This is a genomic window from Cochlodiniinecator piscidefendens (genome assembly GCF_011326755.1).
Classification (GTDB): domain Bacteria; phylum Pseudomonadota; class Alphaproteobacteria; order Rhodobacterales; family Rhodobacteraceae; genus Cochlodiniinecator; species Cochlodiniinecator piscidefendens.
On record NZ_JAAOIE010000003.1, the window covers coordinates 370619 to 387710 of the forward strand.

The window sequence follows — 17092 nt, forward strand, 5'->3', positions numbered from 1 at the left end:
CATGAAATTCTCGCTTTTCGCACATATGGAGCGGATCTCGCCAGAAGAAGATCAGACACGTCTGTACGAAGAGTTCATTGAACTCTGCAAAATCGCGGACGACGGAGGCATGCACGCAGTTTGGACTGGTGAGCATCACGGGATGAACTTTACCATCGCTCCTAACCCGCTACTGAATCTGGTGGATATCGCGCGGCATACCAAAAACGTACGTTTGGGTACCGGAACGGTGATTGCGCCATTTTGGCATCCAATCCGTTTGGCGGGCGAAGCGGCAATGACGGATATCATTACTGATGGCCGTCTTGAGTTGGGAGTCGCGCGAGGTGCTTATTCTTTCGAATACGAACGCCTTGTCCCAGGGATGGACGCTTGGGAAGCTGGGCAGCGGATGCGCGAACTTGTGCCAGCCGTACAGGGGCTTTGGAAGGGGGATTACGAACATGATGGCGAGTTCCATCCGTTCCCCAAGACGACGTCATCGCCTCAGCCAGTACAAAAAAATGGCCCTCCTATTTGGATCGCTGCACGCGACCCCAATAGCCATGAATTTGCTGTTTCTAACGGTTGCAATGTGCAGGTGACGCCACTCTGGAATGGAGATGGTGAAATCGAGAGTTTGATGGAAAAATTCAATGATGCATGCGAGAAATTTGCAGATCAGCCGCGCCCCAAAATTATGCCGTTGCAACATACATATGTAGCAGACAGCGATGAGGACGCAAAGCAAGGTGCTGTCGAATTGAACCGTTTTTATTGCTATTTCGGCGCATGGTTCATGAATAAACGCGACATCACACAGGGATTGATTGAACCTCTGACTGAAGAGGAAATCGCGGCTCATCCGTTCTACACGCCTGAGGCAATGGAGCGTGATTTGGTGATCGGAACTTCAGATATCGTGATCAATCGTTTGAAAAAATACGAAGATCTTGGCTACGACGAATATGCTTTCTGGATCGATAGCTCGATGCCATTTGAGCGTAAAAAAGCATCGCTTGAACGTTTTATCAAAGACGTAATGCCTGCCTTCGCTTGAGACTAGAGGATGCAAAAAATGCACATTTTTCAACAGTACATAAACGGTACGTTTTCGGATGGTACTACGCAATTCGAGAGTCTTGATCCGGCTACCGCAGCGCCTTGGGCCAAAATGGCTGAGGCTCAGGTTGCGGATGTCAATGACGCTGTCGAGGCGGCACATGATGCATTTTTTGCTCCTGAATGGGCAGATATGACAGCAACGGCGCGGGGGAAATTATTATTTCGCCTCGCGGATTTAATTGCGGAAAATGCGCCACGCTTGGCGGAAATTGAGACCCGTGATACTGGGAAAATCATTCGCGAAACCAGCGCACAAATCGCATATGTTGCTGAGTATTTCAGGTATTTTGCTGGCTTGGCTGATAAAATAGAAGGCGCACATCTGCCAATTGATAAACCTGATATGGAAGTGTGGTTGCGCCGCGAACCTGTGGGCGTAGTTGCAGCCGTAGTTCCTTGGAATTCGCAGCTGTTTCTGTCCGCAGTTAAAATTGGTCCGGCATTGGCAGCAGGCTGCACCATGGTTCTGAAAGCCTCAGAAGAAGCGCCAGCACCTATGCTGGAGTTTGCAAAAATCTTTGATCAAGCAGGCTTTCCCAAAGGTGTTTTCAACGTGATTACGGGCGGTCCGGCGGCGGGTGTCGCTTTGACCAGCCACAGCAAGGTTGATCATGTTGCCTTTACCGGTGGGCCCGATACCGCGCGCCACATCGTACGCAATTCCGCCGAAAATTTGGCATCCACGTCTTTGGAATTAGGCGGTAAATCCCCGTTCATCGTATTTGATGACGCAGATATCGAAAGCGCAGTTAACGCGCAGGTTTCAGGCATTTTTGCTGCCACTGGCCAAAGTTGCGTTGCCGGGTCACGGTTGTTGGTACAGGCATCGATCAAAGATGAGTTTTTGAGCCGTCTGAAAGCCAAGGCCGAGGCCGTGGTTATTGGCGCGCCTGATGACATGGCAACTGAAGTCGGCCCGCTGTGCACCCTGCGCCAGCGTGAGCATGCGCTGGAACTTATCGCAAAATCTGTCGAAGCCGGTGCTGTACTAATTACAGGTGGTGAGGCTATGGACCGTGAAGGGTTCTATTTCACCCCGACGATCCTAGATTGTTCAGAGGCTCATGATGCTGCGTCTCTTAGCAATGAGTTTTTTGGTCCGGTGCTGTCTGTCGTTAGCTTTGAGGACGAAGCCGAAGCTGTGCGTTTAGCCAATGACACTGAGTTCGGTCTGGCATCGGGCGTATTCACTCAAAACCTGACTCGGGCTCACCGCATGATCCGCAAGATCCGTGCGGGCATCGTCTGGGTGAATACCTATCGCGCCGTTAGCCCGATCGCGCCATTTGGTGGACATGGCTTATCTGGTCATGGTCGCGAAGGCGGCCTGCAAGCCGCTTTGGATTACACAAAAATCAAGACTGTTTGGTTGCGCACAAGTGACGATCCGATTCCGGATCCATTTGTAATGCGCTGAAGTAACCAAAACAGAGCAATCGCCGGGTGCCGCATCGCTGTACCTAAGGAAGTCCTGAATTTTCTGATGGGAGGAAACGCATCATGACACAGGAAAATAGGCCCTCAGGGGGGGACCATCTGGTCTCAGATAAAGGGTTGTTTAAGGGGCTACACAATGGGATGAGCATTGCATCAAAAGCAATGGTCGCCGCATTTGTGTTGTTCACAATTTTGAACGTGGAATACGCTGGGGAGGTTTACGGCGGAATCCGGTCTTGGGTCGAAGGTGCCTTGAGCTGGTATTACATCAGTTCCGTTGTAATCCTGTTCTTCGTTTGTTTGTTCCTTATGTTCAGCCGCTTTGGCTCGATCCGTTTAGGGGATGATGATTCACGGCCAGAATTCTCGAACTTTTCATGGTTCGCGATGCTTTTTTCAGCTGGCGTATCCATTGGGATCCTCTTTTTTGGTATCGCGGAACCCTTGTTCTATTTCGACAACTCTTCGGCGTGGGGCTATCCAAACAACCCGTTTGCTGATGCTGCGGGCCACACCGAGATGAACATGGAACGTGCGGTGGACGCGGTGCGTACAACCAACTTCCATTGGGGCCTTCACGGCTGGGCAATCTATACAATGACTGGCCTTGCTCTGGGTTACTTTGCATTCCGCAAAAAGCTCCCGTTGACTTTCCGTTCCGCGCTTTATCCGATCCTTGGTGACAAAATCTATGGTCCTGCTGGTCACGCTGTCGATCTTTTGGCGGTGTTTGGTACAGTATTTGGCATTGCGACGTCACTTGGCCTGGGTGTTACCCAGATGGCTGAGGGGTTGAACGTGCTGTTTAACACTGGCACAGGCACAATGCTAAAAGTTGGCTTGGTTGTGGTCATTTCGATCGTTGCAACAATGTCAGCTGTTTCCGGCATCGGCAAAGGTATTCGCATCTTGTCTGAGTGGAACATCATCTTGTCCATCCTTTTGGTTCTGTTCTTCTTGTTCGCGGGGCCGACACAATGGTTGATTGGGTTCTTCTTGAATGCGATGGGTGATTACGCGACTACGCTTTGGTCAATGGGCTTCTGGACTGCATCCGAGCCGGGCGATGTGAAGTGGCAGGGTGGTTGGACACTGTTCTACTGGGGTTGGTGGTTGTCTTGGGCACCGTTCGTGGGCATGTTTGTTGCGCGCATCTCAAAGGGCCGCACGATCCGTGAGTTCATGTTAGGCGCGATGTTTGTACCAACCACTATGGCGTTCATTTGGATTTCTATTTTCAGCGGCAATGCGCTTTATATGGAATTGAATGCAGCTGATGGTGTTGGCACGGCAGGCCTGATTGATCAGGTGAACAACTGGAATCTCGGTGGTACGCTGTATGGTACAATTGACCGTTTGGCTGAAAACGGCGCCTTGTCTTGGATAGTGTCAGCGCTTGCGACTTTCTTGTTGGCAACCTGGTTTATCACAAGTTCTGACTCTGGAACGCTTGTTGTTACGACTATTCTATCCATGGGCAATGCAAACCCGCCAAAGCAACATCGCATTATCTGGGGCGCTGCCCAAGGTTTGGTCGCTGCTGTTCTCTTGATGGCAGGCGGACTGGCTGCTTTGCAAACAGCTGCAATAGCCGCAGCACTGCCGATTTCGCTCTTGGTTGTCTTGATGTCTTGGGGAGTTATCAAATCCCTGATGGAAGATCCTTCCGCTGTTAGCCAAGTTGCAAAAACGGCACCTGATGGCACAGCTCTGGACGGCGACCTGCACGCTTAACTGACTGACAAAGACCAAACGGGCGGTGTTTTGCCGCCCGTTTCTTATTGACCGGAGACCACCCATGCTAAATTTGAACCGCAAAGAACTGCTGACCGAAAACGCCTATGTCAATGGCGTATGGCATTCCTCTACTGCCCGTTTTGAGGTGCAGAACCCCGCGACTGGGCAGGTTTTGGCCTCTGTTACAGATTGCACGATCGCGGATGTAAACAACGCAATCGATGCGGCCGAAGTTGCACAAAAAGAATGGGCATCTCGTACCGGAAAAGAACGCGCCGCGATTTTGCACCGTTGGTATGAACTGATGGTCGAAAACGCCGATGATTTGGCCGCGATCCTGACTGCAGAAATGGGCAAACCACTGGCTGAGGCCAAAGGTGAAATCATGTACGGAGCAAGCTTCATCGAGTGGTTTGCCGAAGAAGCAAAGCGAATTTATGGCGACACAATACCGGGTCATCAGCGTGACAAACGTATCCTCGTTTTGAAACAGCCAATCGGGGTTGTTGGCGCAATCACTCCTTGGAATTTTCCAAATGCGATGATCACCCGCAAAGCGGCCCCTGCATTGGCTGCGGGGTGTTCGATGGTTGTGCGTCCGGCCAGCGAAACGCCATTGTCAGCCCTTGCAATGACCGTCCTGGCCGAAGAAGCGGGCATTCCGGCCGGGGTGTTTTCTGTATTGCCGTCAACGGACAGTGTTGGGGTTGGCAAAGCCTTCTGTGACAGTCCTATTATGCGTAAGATCAGCTTTACCGGGTCAACCCGCGTGGGCAAGATTTTGATGCAGCAAGGTGCCGCTCAGGTGAAGAAACTGTCATTGGAACTTGGTGGCAATGCGCCATTTATCGTGTTTGACGATGCTGATCTTGATGCCGCTGTCGAAGGCGCGATGATTTCGAAGTTCCGCAATGCCGGTCAGACCTGCGTGTGTTCAAACCGCATCTACGTCCAAGATGGGGTCTATGACGCGTTTGTTGAAAAACTCTCTGTGGCGGTAAAGGCATTGGCCGTGGGCGATGGCGCGCAGGACGGCGTGGCGATTGGTCCGCTGATCACCCCCGCTGCCGTGGCAAAGGTGCAGGAACATATCGAAGACGCAACCTCCAAGGGCGCAACGATCGCCACCGGCGGCGCAGCGCATGACTTGGGCGGAACGTTTTTTCAACCAACTCTGATTGCGGGCGTCACAGCGGATATGGCTGTAGCCAAAGAGGAAACATTCGGCCCATTGGCGCCTGTGTTCCGCTTCTCCACCACTGACGAAGTGCTCGCTGCTGCGAATGACACAGAATTTGGCCTAGCGTCATATTTTTACAGCAATGATCTGAAACGTGTTTGGCAGATGATGGAAGGCCTAGAATACGGCATGGTTGGCGTAAACACTGGCCTGATTTCGACCGAAGTCGCGCCGTTTGGTGGTGTCAAAGAAAGCGGGCAAGGCCGCGAAGGGTCAAAATACGGTATCGAGGATTACCTCGAAATCAAATACTGCTGCATGAGTATTTAATACGACGGAAAGGGCGCTCTTGAGCGCCCTTTCTTTTGCGACCTCTACGATGTGTGGCAGGCGTTTGAGCAGTAGTAACAACCATTCGATTTGGAATAGTGTTTCTTTGCTTCTGTTACTGCAGGTCTACATGAAGCGTGATCGCCTAAATAGATCCGGTTTGTTGTAAAAGGCATATGTGAACATCCGTCTTTGTGGACTTCATGATCGCCATTCGCTTGTTGATTTTTGTTTACGTAATATCGTGCCATTTATTTATCCTTTACTGGTAAAACCGGTTTGTACATCGACCCGATTAGGAAACTTGTGTTTGTGTGAGTGTTCACTTTTGTTCCATATTCACGAAATTGTGATGACGGGTGGGAATTTCAAGGCTGTTTCTAATAAAATTTAAATTTTATGAAATTTATTGTTTATTTTCAGTAAATTTTATCTTCGGGAGATCTACTTGAAAGTCGACAAAAGAAAAGCGCCCCGGAGGGCGCTTTTCTTTTGTCGGTGGTCTTTGGATTTTAGCCCTGCAAGCTGCGCACGCCGAGTTCTTCTTCGGCTTGGGCTTTGATCGCCAAGGCGGCCGCGTGGGAGGCGGCGGCGGTGGTGAAGTAGGGGATTTTATCCATCAAGGCGACGGCGCGGATGTCGCGGCTATCTTCAACCGCTTGGGCGCCTTCGGTGGTGTTCATCACCAGTTGGATTTCACCGTTTTTCAGGTGATCCACGATGTTTGGGCGGCCTTCATAGACTTTGTTCACCACCTCACACTCCACGCCGTTTTCCTGCAGGAATGTCGCGGTGCCGCCGGTGGACACAACAGTAAAGCCCTGATCGCAGAGGGTTTTTGCGGCCTCGATGATCATCGGGGTTTTGTCGCTGTCTTTGACGGACACGAAGGCGCGGCCAGTGCGGGGCAGGATCATGCCAGCGCCCATTTGCGCCTTTAGGAATGCGCGTGGGAAGGAGCGATCCCAGCCCATGACTTCGCCGGTGGAGCGCATTTCTGGCCCAAGGATCGTATCAACGCCGGGGAAGCGGTTGAAGGGCAGCACGGCCTCTTTCACGGAAAACCACGGCATTTGTTCGGGGTCCATCAGGCGCATTGGATCGCCCATTGGTTCGGGCAGGCCTTTGGCGGCGTCTTTGGGGTAAGGCGCGCGTTTTGGGAAGTTTGACAGCGGTTCACCGGCCATGACACGCGCGGCAATTGAGGCGATCGCGCTGTCGGTGGATTTCGCCACAAACGGCACGGTGCGCGAGGCGCGTGGGTTGACTTCGATCAGGTAGATGTCGCCGTCTTTCTCCGCGAATTGCACGTTCATCAGGCCAACGACGTTCAGGGCGAGGGCGAGGGCCTTTGTCTGGTTCTTCAGCTCTGTGATCGTGTCCTCAGAGAGGGAATAGGGCGGCAGGGAACAGGCGGAGTCACCGGAGTGAACACCGGCCTCTTCGATGTGCTGCATGATGCCAGCGACGTGGACCTCTTTGCCGTCGCAGATCGCGTCGACGTCCATCTCAACCGCGCCAGAGAGGTAGCTGTCGAGCAGAACCGGGCTGTCACCAGAGACGACCACGGCCTCTTTGATGTAGCGTTCAAGCTGGGCCATGTCGCGCACGATTTCCATGGCGCGGCCCCCCAGAACGTAGGATGGGCGAATGACCAGCGGGAAACCGATGTCTTCGGCGATTTCGAGCGCTTGGGCGTCGGTGGAGGCGATGCCGTTGCGGGGCTGTTTCAGGCCCAACTCATTCACAAGCGCCTGGAAGCGTTCGCGGTCTTCGGCAAGGTCAATCGCGTCAGGTGTGGTGCCGAGGATCGGAATGCCGGCCTCTTCCAACGCGTTGGCGAGTTTCAGTGGGGTTTGGCCGCCGAACTGAACAATTACGCCGTGCAGGGTGCCGTTTTCCTGTTCAACACGCAGGATTTCCATCACGTGTTCATAGGTTAGCGGTTCAAAGTATAGGCGGTCTGAGGTGTCGTAATCGGTTGAAACCGTTTCAGGGTTACAGTTGATCATGATGGTTTCGTAGCCTTGCTCTGTCAGCGCATAACAGGCGTGGCAGCAGCAGTAGTCAAATTCGATCCCTTGGCCGATCCGGTTTGGACCACCGCCCAAGATGACGACTTTTTTCTTATCAGAGGGGCGCGCTTCGCATTCGACGTCGCCCATCATTGGGGCCTCATAAGTGGAATACATGTAAGGCGTCTGGGCCTCAAATTCCGCAGCACAGGTGTCGATGCGTTTAAAGACCGCGTTCACACCAACAGAGGTCCGTGCGCGGCGCACGTCGTTTTCAGATTTACCTGAAAGAATGGCAAGACGCGCATCGGTAAAGCCGAGCATTTTCAGCGCGCGCATCCCGCGTTCGTCCGCAGGCAGGCCGTTTGATTGAACGTCAGCCTCAGCATCAACGATTTCGCGGATACGATCGAGGAACCACGGGTCAAATTTGGTGACGCCGTGGATTTCATCATTGGTCAGACCTTCGCGCATGGCTTGCGCAATGGTGCGCATACGGTCTGGCGTCTGGGCGCTGATCGCTTTGATCACAGCTGATTTTTCTGGCGCACCGTCGATTTCAACTTCGTCAAAGCCGGTGAGACCGGATTCCATTGAGGCAAGTGCCTTTTGCAGGCTTTCGTGAATGGTACGGCCAATGGCCATGGTTTCACCGACGGATTTCATTGCGGTGGTGAGGTGTGGTTCAGAGCCCGGGAATTTTTCAAAGGCGAATTTTGGGATCTTGGTGACAACATAGTCAATGGTCGGTTCAAACGACGCCGGGGTGACTTTGGTGATGTCATTGTCGAGTTCATCAAGCGTGAAACCCACCGCCAGTTTGGCCGCGATTTTCGCGATTGGGAAACCAGTTGCCTTTGACGCTAGCGCGGAGGAGCGCGACACGCGCGGGTTCATTTCAATAACGATCATCCGACCGTCAGCCGGGTTAACGGCCCATTGAACATTGGAGCCACCGGTTTCAACACCGATTTCGCGCAGCACTGCAATAGAAGCAGAGCGCATGGCCTGATATTCTTTGTCAGTGAGCGTAAGCGCCGGGGCAACGGTGATAGAGTCACCGGTGTGCACGCCCATTGGGTCAATGTTTTCGATGGAACAGACGATAATGGCGTTGTCAGCGGTGTCGCGCACAACTTCCATTTCGTATTCTTTCCAACCCAACAGAGATTCATCAACGAGGATCTGATTGACCGGAGAGGCGTCCATGCCTGTGCGGCAGAAGTGAATGTAATCTTCGCGGTTATAAGCCACACCGCCGCCGGTGCCACCCATGGTGAAGGCGGGGCGAATAATGGCTGGCAGGCCCACATCTTCGAGTTCTTGCAGTGCGAGGCGCACGCCTTCTTCTAGGTCAGCAGAGCCATCATCGTTTTTCGGGGCAGTCACGATGGCAGCGCGGGGGTTTTCAATGCCGAGGCGATCCATGGCTTCGCGGAAGAGTTTGCGGTCTTCGGCCATTTCAATCGCGTCACGGGTTGCGCCGATCATTTCAACGCCAAATTTTTCCAAGACACCCATTTCTTCGAGCGCGAGAGAGGTGTTGAGGCCGGTTTGACCACCCATCGTTGGCAGCAGCGCGTCTGGGCGTTCTTTTTCAATGATCTTTGCGACCATTTCAGGTGTGATTGGTTCGATATAGGTTGCGTCGGCAAGGCCCGGATCGGTCATAATCGTCGCTGGGTTTGAGTTGACGAGGATGATGCGATAGCCTTCTTCGCGAAGGGCCTTACAGGCTTGAGCGCCGGAATAGTCAAATTCGCAGGCTTGCCCAATCACAATTGGCCCCGCGCCGATGATCATAATTGATTTGATGTCGGTTCTTTTTGGCATGATTCCGGCCCCCATATGCGCAAATTGTCGTGGGTTATAGACAGCGCGGTCAAAGGTTCAAGCCCGAAACCGCCGGAAGGACAGATTGTCCTGATTTTATTCGCCCACTGTGGTGTTGCTGGTGCTTTAGCATGAAGTTTGCGGGTCTGCAGTTTTTTCTTTGGGGCGACGCAAAAAGGCCGGGGCTGCGCCCGGCCTTTTCCCGCCACGGTTTGCGCGCCCTTTCGGGCACGCGGCGGTCGCGTCTAGCTGATGTCGAAAGACACACCTTGGGCCAAAGGCAGATCGCGGGAGTAGTTTATCGTATTGGTGGCGCGGCGCATGTAGGCCTTCCAGGCGTCAGAGCCGCTTTCGCGACCGCCGCCGGTTTCTTTTTCGCCGCCAAAGGCCCCACCGATTTCAGCGCCGGATGTGCCGATGTTGACGTTGGCAATGCCGCAGTCAGACCCAGCGGCGGACATGAACTGTTCGGCCTCACGCACATCGAGGGTGAAGATGGTGGATGAGAGGCCCGCGCCGACAGCGTTTTGCAGTTCAATCGCGTCGTCGAGATCGGTGTAGCGCATCACATAGAGGATCGGGGCGAAGGTTTCTTCGCAGACGATGCCGTCGTGGGTTGGCATTTCGACCACGGCGGGACGGCGGTAAAAGGCGTCTGGATAGCCCGCGTCGATTTTTTCGCCACCAACGACAGTGCCGCCTGCTGCTTTGGCTGCGTCAAGGGCGGCGACCATTGCGCGGTCAGAGCGTTCGTCGATCAGCGGGCCAACAAGGGAGTCGGTGTTGAGCGGTGAGCCAATAGAGACAGATTTATATGCGGCCTGAAGACGGGGCACGAAGGTGTCATAGATGCTGTCATGGACAAAGGTGCGACGTTGGGAGGTGCAGCGTTGACCTGCGGTGCCCATCGCGCCAAAAGCAATCGCGGCGAGCGCCATGTCCTGATCAGCAGAGGGGCAGACGATACCGGCGTTGTTGCCGCCAAGTTCAAGGATGGATTTGCCAAAACGCGCAGCGACACGTGGGCCAACTTCGCGGCCCATACGGGTGGAGCCAGTGGCGGAGATGACGGGGACTTTGGGGTGGTCAACGAGAACCTCACCCACATCGCGATCCCCGATCAAGAGAGTGTGGAGGCCAGCAGGTGCGTCGCCAAAGCGGGCGATGGCGCGGTCTAGCACGGCTGCACAGGCAAGAGAGATCAGCGGTGTTTTTTCAGACGGTTTCCAGATCACGGGGTTGCCGCAAACGATGGCGAGAGCTGAGTTCCAGCTCCAGACGGCGGCGGGGAAGTTGAAGGCGGAGATCACGCCAACGGGGCCGACCGGGTGCCACTGTTCCATCATACGGTGACCGGGGCGTTCGGTTGAGATGGTCAAGCCATAAAGTTGGCGCGACAGACCGACAGCGAAATCGCAGATGTCGATCATTTCTTGAATTTCGCCGAGGCCCTCGGACGGGATTTTACCAACTTCGATTGAGATAATGCGACCTAGGTCTTCTTTGGCTGTTCGGAGTTCTTCGCCGAGAAGGCGGACAAGTTCACCGCGGCGCGGGGCGGGAACGGTGCGCCATGCCTTAAAGGCAGTGGCTGATTTTTCGATTTCGGCCTTGGCCTGATCCGCCGTCATTTCGTTGACTTGGGCGATGGTTTCGCCTGTGACCGGGCTTTTGATCACGGTATCGCCTGCGGTGTAGGCAGAAGGAGCGACGCCGAGGCGGGTTAAGATGTCTTTGATTTCAGCAGCGGCTGTTGGGGCTGACATGGGATATCCTTTGATCTAGGCGCAGAAGGAACGGCGCGTTTGATCCAAGGATAAGCTGAATTTGCCTTCGTGAATATTTACTAATCTTGGGTTATTGGTTCGTATAACTCATTTAGGGCGGCGGGATACTTTGGTTTTGATCCAGCGGGCAAAGGCGTGCGTCATGGGGTTAGAGGCCCCGGCAGGTGTGACGAGATAGTAGGCATTGTTGGTGATCAACGGGGTGTCGGCCAAAGTGACAAGGCTGCCTTGGGTCAGTTCATCCTCAACGAGGTAGTGCGGGACAAGCGCGGAGCCTAGGCCAGCGGTTGCGGCGGCGATGGTCATTGACAGTTGGTCGTAGATTTTGCCGCGCGGCGGATGGGATGTGGTGTGGCCCATGAGGCGAAACCAATCGGCCCAATAGGTGGGACGGTTTTCTTCGTGCAAGAGCGGGGCGGCGGCGATGCTCGCGGGATCAGACAGGCTGTGTTTCTCGCGAAAATCAGGCGCGCAGACGGCATATATTTCTTGCGAGCAGAGTTTGCTCATTTGCGTGTCGGGCCAATCGTCGACGCCGTAGTGAATGGCAAGGTCAAAGCGTTCTTCGTCAAAGTTAAACGGTTTGGTACGGGCTGACAGGCTGATTTCTAGACCGGGATGCAGGGCCTCAAATTCTGACAGGCGGGGGATCAACCAGCGCGAGGCAAAAGAGGCAATAGTTGCGACACGCAGGGATTTTTTCTGATTGCCTGCAGCGACGGCGCGGGTCACGGTTTGTTTCAGGCGTTCTAGATCAACGGCGAGATCGTCGGCAAAGCCGGACCCTGCGTCCGTTAAGGCCACGCGACGACCGTTGCGGCGGAACAGGGAAAAGCCAAGCATGGCCTCTAGATCTTTGACCTGACGGCTGACAGCGCTTTGGGTGAGGTGCAGTTCTTCGGCGGCGAGGGTAAAGCTGCCGTGGCGCGCGGCGGATTCAAAGGCGCGTAAAGCAGCAAAGGATGGAATGGGCGTGTAGGTGGATTTTGACATTTATCATTCCTTTCCCTCATGAATGCAGGCTTATTTAGTGATTTTTACCACTGTAAGCAATTGCTATTCTAAGGGCAAAGAAAGACGGGGAGAAAAGTCTTGGATAGCATTATCGTTTTGGGTTTGGGCAAGGTCGGGACGCTGGCGGCGACATTGTTGCATGAAGCCGGGTTTAAGGTGACTGGCGTTGATCTGAACGTGGAAGGGCGTGATTTTCCCTTTGATACTCAGGCAGTTGACGTGAGTTCACCTTCAGCGCTGGGCGCTGTGTTTGCGACGACGGATGCGGTTTTATCCTGCTTGCCGTATCATTTGAATGTGGGCGTTGCGAGTGAGGCGCATGCAGCGGGCATACATTACTTTGACCTGACTGAGGACGTGCCGACGACTCAGGCGATTATAGAGATGTCAAAAACCGCCAAAGGGCTGATGGCGCCGCAATGTGGGCTTGCACCGGGATTTGTCGGGATTGTTGGGGCGGATTTGATTGCCAAATTTGATGAATGCCGGTCGTGTCGCATGCGTGTTGGCGCGTTGCCGCAGAACCCAACCGGGTTAATGGGCTATGCGTTTAACTGGTCGCCCGAAGGTGTGGTGAACGAATACCTAAACGATTGCGAAGTTATTGAGGGGGGCGAACGCAAGTGGGTTTCCCCGATGGAATGGCATGAAACGCTTTATATCGATGGGGTGAAACTGGAGGCCTTCACGACCTCTGGCGGTCTTGGCACCATGTGCGAAACCTATCAGGATAGTGTGGCGAATATTGATTACAAAACCATGCGGTATCCCGGCCATATGGATCAGATGAATTTCTTTTTCCATGAGCTGTTGATGCGGGACCACCGCGAAGAGGCGGGGCGGATTTTGGTCAATGCAAAGCCACCGGTCGAAGATGACGTGGTGTACGTGCATGTCGCGGCCGAAGGGATGATCAACGGTCGTTTGGCCCGCAAAGAATTTGTGCGTGGCTATCGCCCAATTGAGGTCGCAGGCCAAAGCCGCACCGCGATTGCCTGGACAACGGCGGGGTCTGTTGTTGGAGTGATCGAAATGGTGCGCGATGGCGTGTTGCCATCACACGGTTTCCTAAAGCAGGAAGACATTCCGCTGGAGGCGTTTCTCGCCACTAAAACTGGCGGATTATACGCGGGTTAACTGCGGTAGATTTGCAAGGGGCGGAGCGTCGCCCCTTGCATTATGGCGCGCATTCGCGTTGCAGCCAATCGCGCAACGCGATCAAAGGGGGGTGGCTGGCGGTGTCATTGGGCCAGACTAGATAATAGGCGCCAATCGACGTGACGGGGGTGCCTGTCGCGACGACCAACTGACCATCGGCCAAATCCCGTTCGATCAGATAATCCGGTAGCAAAGCCGCACCAACGCCATGCACGGCGGCGCGGGCCATGGTGGCGAATTGGTCAAACACCATGCCTTCTGAACGTTGATAGGGAATATCATGTTCTGCCATCCAGCGCGTCCATGCCTTGGGACGGGTTTCGAGGTGGAGAAGTGGCAGGTTTAACAGGTCTTTGGGGTGGTTGACCGGGTGCTTTTCCAACAGGGCCGGCGATACCACAGGCACCACGCGTTCATCCATCAGCTTTAGCGCATCTGTTGCGGGCCAGTCGTTGGTGCCGAAATGAATCGCAGCGTGAAAGCGTTCTTGGTCAAAGTCAAAGGGCACCACCCGGGTCGATAGATTTACGGTCACGCCGGGGCTTTGGGTCATGAAATTGGCCAAGCGCGGTGCGAGCCAATGGGTGCCAAAGGCAGGCAGAATCGCCAATTCCAACGTGCCGCCACCGGGATTTGCGCGCAGGTTTAGGGTGGCATTGGCAATTTTAGTGAGGGCGCCGCGCACTTCGCGGGCGTAATCCTGACCGGCGGGGGTGAGGCGCAGGCGTTTCTTTTCACGAGCAAAAAGGGGTGTGCCGACCTGTGTTTCAAGGTGTTGAATTTGACGGCTCACCGCGCTTTGGGTCAACGAAAGTTCATCGGCGGCCTGAGACACAGAACCGGTGCGCGCGACGGCCTCAAACGCGGAGAGCCAATGGATCGACGGGAGGTAACGACGCGGGGCGAGCATAATATTCCATTTCGGTATGAAGTCATGTCTGATTATCGCTTTATATCACAATTCTTTTGCTGCAAATTGAAATCTAGGCTTTCGAAACCTTTCCGAAATGGCATGATATGACTGAAAACGCTACTTTTCGCCGCTCTGATCGCGCAGCATCTTTGCAACTCTCTGAAATTGTACAGATTTCCGAGGCTGCACGGGGGCTAAGGGCGCAGGGGCTTGATGTTCTGACATTTGGCACGGGGGAGCCCGATTTCCCTACACCTGATCATGTGATCGAAGGCGCGATGAACGCAGCAAAGCGTGGTGAAACGACTTATCCACCAACGCAAGGCACACCTGCCATGCGCGCAGCGATTGCCATGGACGCCGTGCGATTTTCCGGGTTTTCGCCCGATCCGGCTGAGATCATCGTTTCAACCGGGGCGAAGCAGGTTCTGTCGAATGCGTTCTTGGCGACGGTGAATCCGGGTGATGAAATCATCATGCCCGCGCCGTATTGGACCAGCTACGCCGATATGATTGATTTCTGCGAAGCGGTTTTGGTGCCTGTTGAATGTTCAGGGAATGCAGATTTTCGCCTAACACCAGAGCAGCTAGAGGATGCAATCACCGATAAAACCCGGTGGTTGATGTTAAACACGCCGGGCAACCCATCGGGCGCAATGTATTCTGAGGCGGACTTGCAGAGTTTGGCTGACGTACTGCGCAAGCATCCGCATGTTAGGATTGTTGCGGATGAAATTTACCAGCACATCACCTATGAACCCTTTGTTTCATTTCGTGCGGCGGCGCCGGATTTGGCCGATCGCACGTTGATCGTGAATGGGGTGTCAAAGTCTTATGCGATGACGGGTTGGCGTTTGGGCTGGGGCATTGGCCCGACGAATTTGATCAAGGCCATGGTCGCGGTGCAGGGGCAATCAACATCAGGCGCGTCGTCGATTTCACAGGCGGCGGCGATCGCGGCGCTTGAGGGCCCGCAGAACCTATTGGCAGAGCGCTGCGATGCGTTTCGTGAACGTCGCGACTATGTGGTTGATGCGTTGAACAATGTGCCGGGCCTAAGCTGTGCCGTGCCGGGTGGGGCATTTTATGTCTACCCAGATTGCAGCGGTTGTATTGGGAAAACCACCCCCAAAGGGGATGTGATCACCAGTGACGCTGATCTTTGCGCTTATATCCTAAACGAAGGATTGGTGGCGCTGGTGCCGGGGCGGGCCTTTGGGCTGCCGGGGCATTTTCGACTGTCTTATGCCTATAGCATGAATGATTTGAAAACGGGCTGCGCGCGGATTGCTGCGGCGCTGGCTGACTTGAAATAAAAGGAAACGACATGGCTTTAGCACCACAAAGCAAACCTGATCTTGAGGCGTTCACTTGGGATGATGCGTTTCGCATTGAAAACCAGCTGACCGAAGACGAACGGATGATCCGCGATTCTGCACGGGCCTATGCGCAGGAAAAACTACAGCCGCGCATTTTGTCAGCCTTTGAAAACGAGGAAACCGATCCGGAAATTTTCCGCGAAATGGGGGAAATGGGCCTGCTTGGGTCAACCATCCCAGAAGAATATGGTGGCATCGGTGCTGGCTATGTTTCCTACGGTTTGGTCGCGCGCGAAGTGGAGCGGGTGGATTCTGGGTATCGATCCATGATGTCTGTGCAGTCGTCATTGGTGATGTATCCGATTTATGCTTATGGATCAGAGGAACAGCGCCAGAAATACCTGCCGAAATTGTCTTCAGGTGAATGGATTGGCTGTTTTGGTTTGACGGAACCTGATGCAGGGTCTGACCCCGCTGGCATGAAAACCGTCGCTAAGAAAACCGACGGCGGCTATGTGTTGAGCGGGTCAAAAATGTGGATTTCAAACGCGCCGATCGCAGATGTTTTTGTGGTCTGGGCCAAGTCTGAAGCCCACGGCGGAAAAATTCGTGGTTTCGTGCTTGAGAAAGGCATGAAGGGTCTAACGGCCCCGAAGATCGGCAATAAGCTCTCACTCCGGGCTTCGATCACGGGTGAAATTGTGATGGACGCGGTCGAAGTGTCTGAGGACGCTTTGTTGCCCAATGTTCAGGGGCTTAAGGGGCCGTTTGGCTGTTTGAACCGTGCACGTTATGGCATCAGCTGGGGTGTTTTGGGGGCCGCTGAATTCTGCTGGCATGCGGCGCTGCAGTATGGATTGGATCGCAAACAGTTCAACAAACCTTTGGCGCAAACGCAGCTGTTCCAGAAAAAGCTGGCGGATATGCAAACCGAAATTACGCTGGGTCTTCAGGGGTCATTGCGTGTTGGGCGTCTTTTGGATGAGGCAAATGCCGCACCTGAGATGATTTCCCTGATGAAGCGCAACAACTGTGGCAAAGCACTGGATATCGCGCGGATGTCACGTGATATGCATGGCGGCAATGGGATCAGCCAAGATTTCCACGTGATCCGGCATATGGTGAACCTTGAAACGGTGAACACCTATGAGGGCACACATGACGTGCATGCGTTGATCTTGGGGCGTGCGCAAACTGGCCTACAGGCATTTTTCTAAAGACATATATTGCATCCATCCGTTTGGGGTGGATGCAGCTTGAAGGGA

Annotated in this window: 11 protein-coding genes; 7 read left to right on the forward strand and 4 right to left on the reverse strand. The window is 54.0% G+C overall.

Features of this window, described 5'->3' with window-relative positions; all coding sequences use genetic code 11:
- Position 1 precedes the first annotated feature (1 nt).
- The 4 genes from G9C99_RS10740 (at position 2) to G9C99_RS10755 (ending at position 5788) form a co-directional block, all read left to right on the forward strand.
- A complete protein-coding gene (locus G9C99_RS10740) occupies positions 2-1039 on the forward strand; it encodes an LLM class flavin-dependent oxidoreductase (protein WP_166417480.1) in 1038 nt (345 codons plus the stop codon).
- 18 nt (positions 1040-1057) lie between these two features.
- Positions 1058-2521, forward strand: coding sequence for an aldehyde dehydrogenase (locus tag G9C99_RS10745; RefSeq protein WP_166417481.1), 1464 nt, complete (start codon positions 1058-1060; stop codon positions 2519-2521).
- Between the two features lie 83 nt (positions 2522-2604).
- On the forward strand, positions 2605-4275 hold the full coding sequence (locus tag G9C99_RS10750) for a BCCT family transporter (protein WP_166417482.1): 1671 nt from the start codon (positions 2605-2607) through the stop codon (positions 4273-4275).
- A 64-nt stretch (positions 4276-4339) separates the two neighbouring features.
- Positions 4340-5788 carry an NAD-dependent succinate-semialdehyde dehydrogenase gene (locus G9C99_RS10755; RefSeq protein ID WP_166417483.1) on the forward strand — a complete coding sequence of 483 codons (1449 nt, stop codon included), beginning with the start codon at positions 4340-4342 and terminating at the stop codon, positions 5786-5788.
- A gap of 512 nt (positions 5789-6300) precedes the next feature.
- On the opposite strand, the gene carB is transcribed toward G9C99_RS10755, so the two are convergent.
- The 3 genes from carB to gcvA all read right to left on the reverse strand — a co-directional run bounded on the left by carB (position 6301) and on the right by gcvA (position 12416).
- Complete coding sequence (gene carB / locus G9C99_RS10760; RefSeq protein WP_166417484.1) at positions 6301-9636, reverse strand: carbamoyl-phosphate synthase large subunit; 3336 nt, start codon at positions 9634-9636, stop codon at positions 6301-6303.
- Between the two features lie 245 nt (positions 9637-9881).
- Complete coding sequence (gene amaB / locus G9C99_RS10765) at positions 9882-11402, reverse strand: L-piperidine-6-carboxylate dehydrogenase (protein WP_166417485.1); 1521 nt, start codon at positions 11400-11402, stop codon at positions 9882-9884.
- 108 nt (positions 11403-11510) lie between these two features.
- Entirely contained in the window at positions 11511-12416 is a 906-nt protein-coding gene (gene gcvA / locus G9C99_RS10770) for a transcriptional regulator GcvA (RefSeq protein ID WP_166417486.1), read from the reverse strand.
- Between the two features lie 99 nt (positions 12417-12515).
- Here gcvA and G9C99_RS10775 point away from each other — a divergent pair, with 99 nt between their 5' ends.
- Positions 12516-13574: a saccharopine dehydrogenase family protein gene (locus G9C99_RS10775; protein ID WP_166417487.1), complete on the forward strand. Its 1059-nt coding sequence runs from the start codon at positions 12516-12518 to the stop codon at positions 13572-13574.
- A gap of 40 nt (positions 13575-13614) precedes the next feature.
- Here G9C99_RS10775 and G9C99_RS10780 read toward each other — a convergent pair whose 3' ends face one another.
- Positions 13615-14505, reverse strand: coding sequence for a LysR family transcriptional regulator (locus G9C99_RS10780; RefSeq protein WP_166417488.1), 891 nt, complete (start codon positions 14503-14505; stop codon positions 13615-13617).
- 107 nt (positions 14506-14612) lie between these two features.
- Between G9C99_RS10780 and G9C99_RS10785 the strand changes: the two genes are divergently transcribed.
- Together G9C99_RS10785 and G9C99_RS10790 are read left to right on the forward strand one after the other, a co-directional pair.
- Positions 14613-15824, forward strand: coding sequence for a pyridoxal phosphate-dependent aminotransferase (locus G9C99_RS10785; protein WP_166417489.1), 1212 nt, complete (start codon positions 14613-14615; stop codon positions 15822-15824).
- An 11-nt stretch (positions 15825-15835) separates the two neighbouring features.
- A complete protein-coding gene (locus G9C99_RS10790) occupies positions 15836-17044 on the forward strand; it encodes an acyl-CoA dehydrogenase (protein WP_166417490.1) in 1209 nt (402 codons plus the stop codon).
- Positions 17045-17092: the final 48 nt, after the last annotated feature.

What these genes read in the sequence shown, in the direction of transcription:
- G9C99_RS10740 (WP_166417480.1), top strand. Translation starts at nt 2, where the DNA reads ATGAAATTCTCGCTTTTCGCACATATGGAGCGGATCTCGCCAGAAGAA.
- G9C99_RS10745 (WP_166417481.1), top strand. Translation starts at nt 1,058, where the DNA reads ATGCACATTTTTCAACAGTACATAAACGGTACGTTTTCGGATGGTACT.
- G9C99_RS10750 (WP_166417482.1), top strand. Translation starts at nt 2,605, where the DNA reads ATGACACAGGAAAATAGGCCCTCAGGGGGGGACCATCTGGTCTCAGAT.
- G9C99_RS10755 (WP_166417483.1), top strand. Translation starts at nt 4,340, where the DNA reads ATGCTAAATTTGAACCGCAAAGAACTGCTGACCGAAAACGCCTATGTC.
- carB (WP_166417484.1), bottom strand. Translation starts at nt 9,636, where the DNA reads ATGCCAAAAAGAACCGACATCAAATCAATTATGATCATCGGCGCGGGG.
- amaB (WP_166417485.1), bottom strand. Translation starts at nt 11,402, where the DNA reads ATGTCAGCCCCAACAGCCGCTGCTGAAATCAAAGACATCTTAACCCGC.
- gcvA (WP_166417486.1), bottom strand. Translation starts at nt 12,416, where the DNA reads ATGTCAAAATCCACCTACACGCCCATTCCATCCTTTGCTGCTTTACGC.
- G9C99_RS10780 (WP_166417488.1), bottom strand. Translation starts at nt 14,505, where the DNA reads ATGCTCGCCCCGCGTCGTTACCTCCCGTCGATCCATTGGCTCTCCGCG.
- G9C99_RS10785 (WP_166417489.1), top strand. Translation starts at nt 14,613, where the DNA reads ATGACTGAAAACGCTACTTTTCGCCGCTCTGATCGCGCAGCATCTTTG.
- G9C99_RS10790 (WP_166417490.1), top strand. Translation starts at nt 15,836, where the DNA reads ATGGCTTTAGCACCACAAAGCAAACCTGATCTTGAGGCGTTCACTTGG.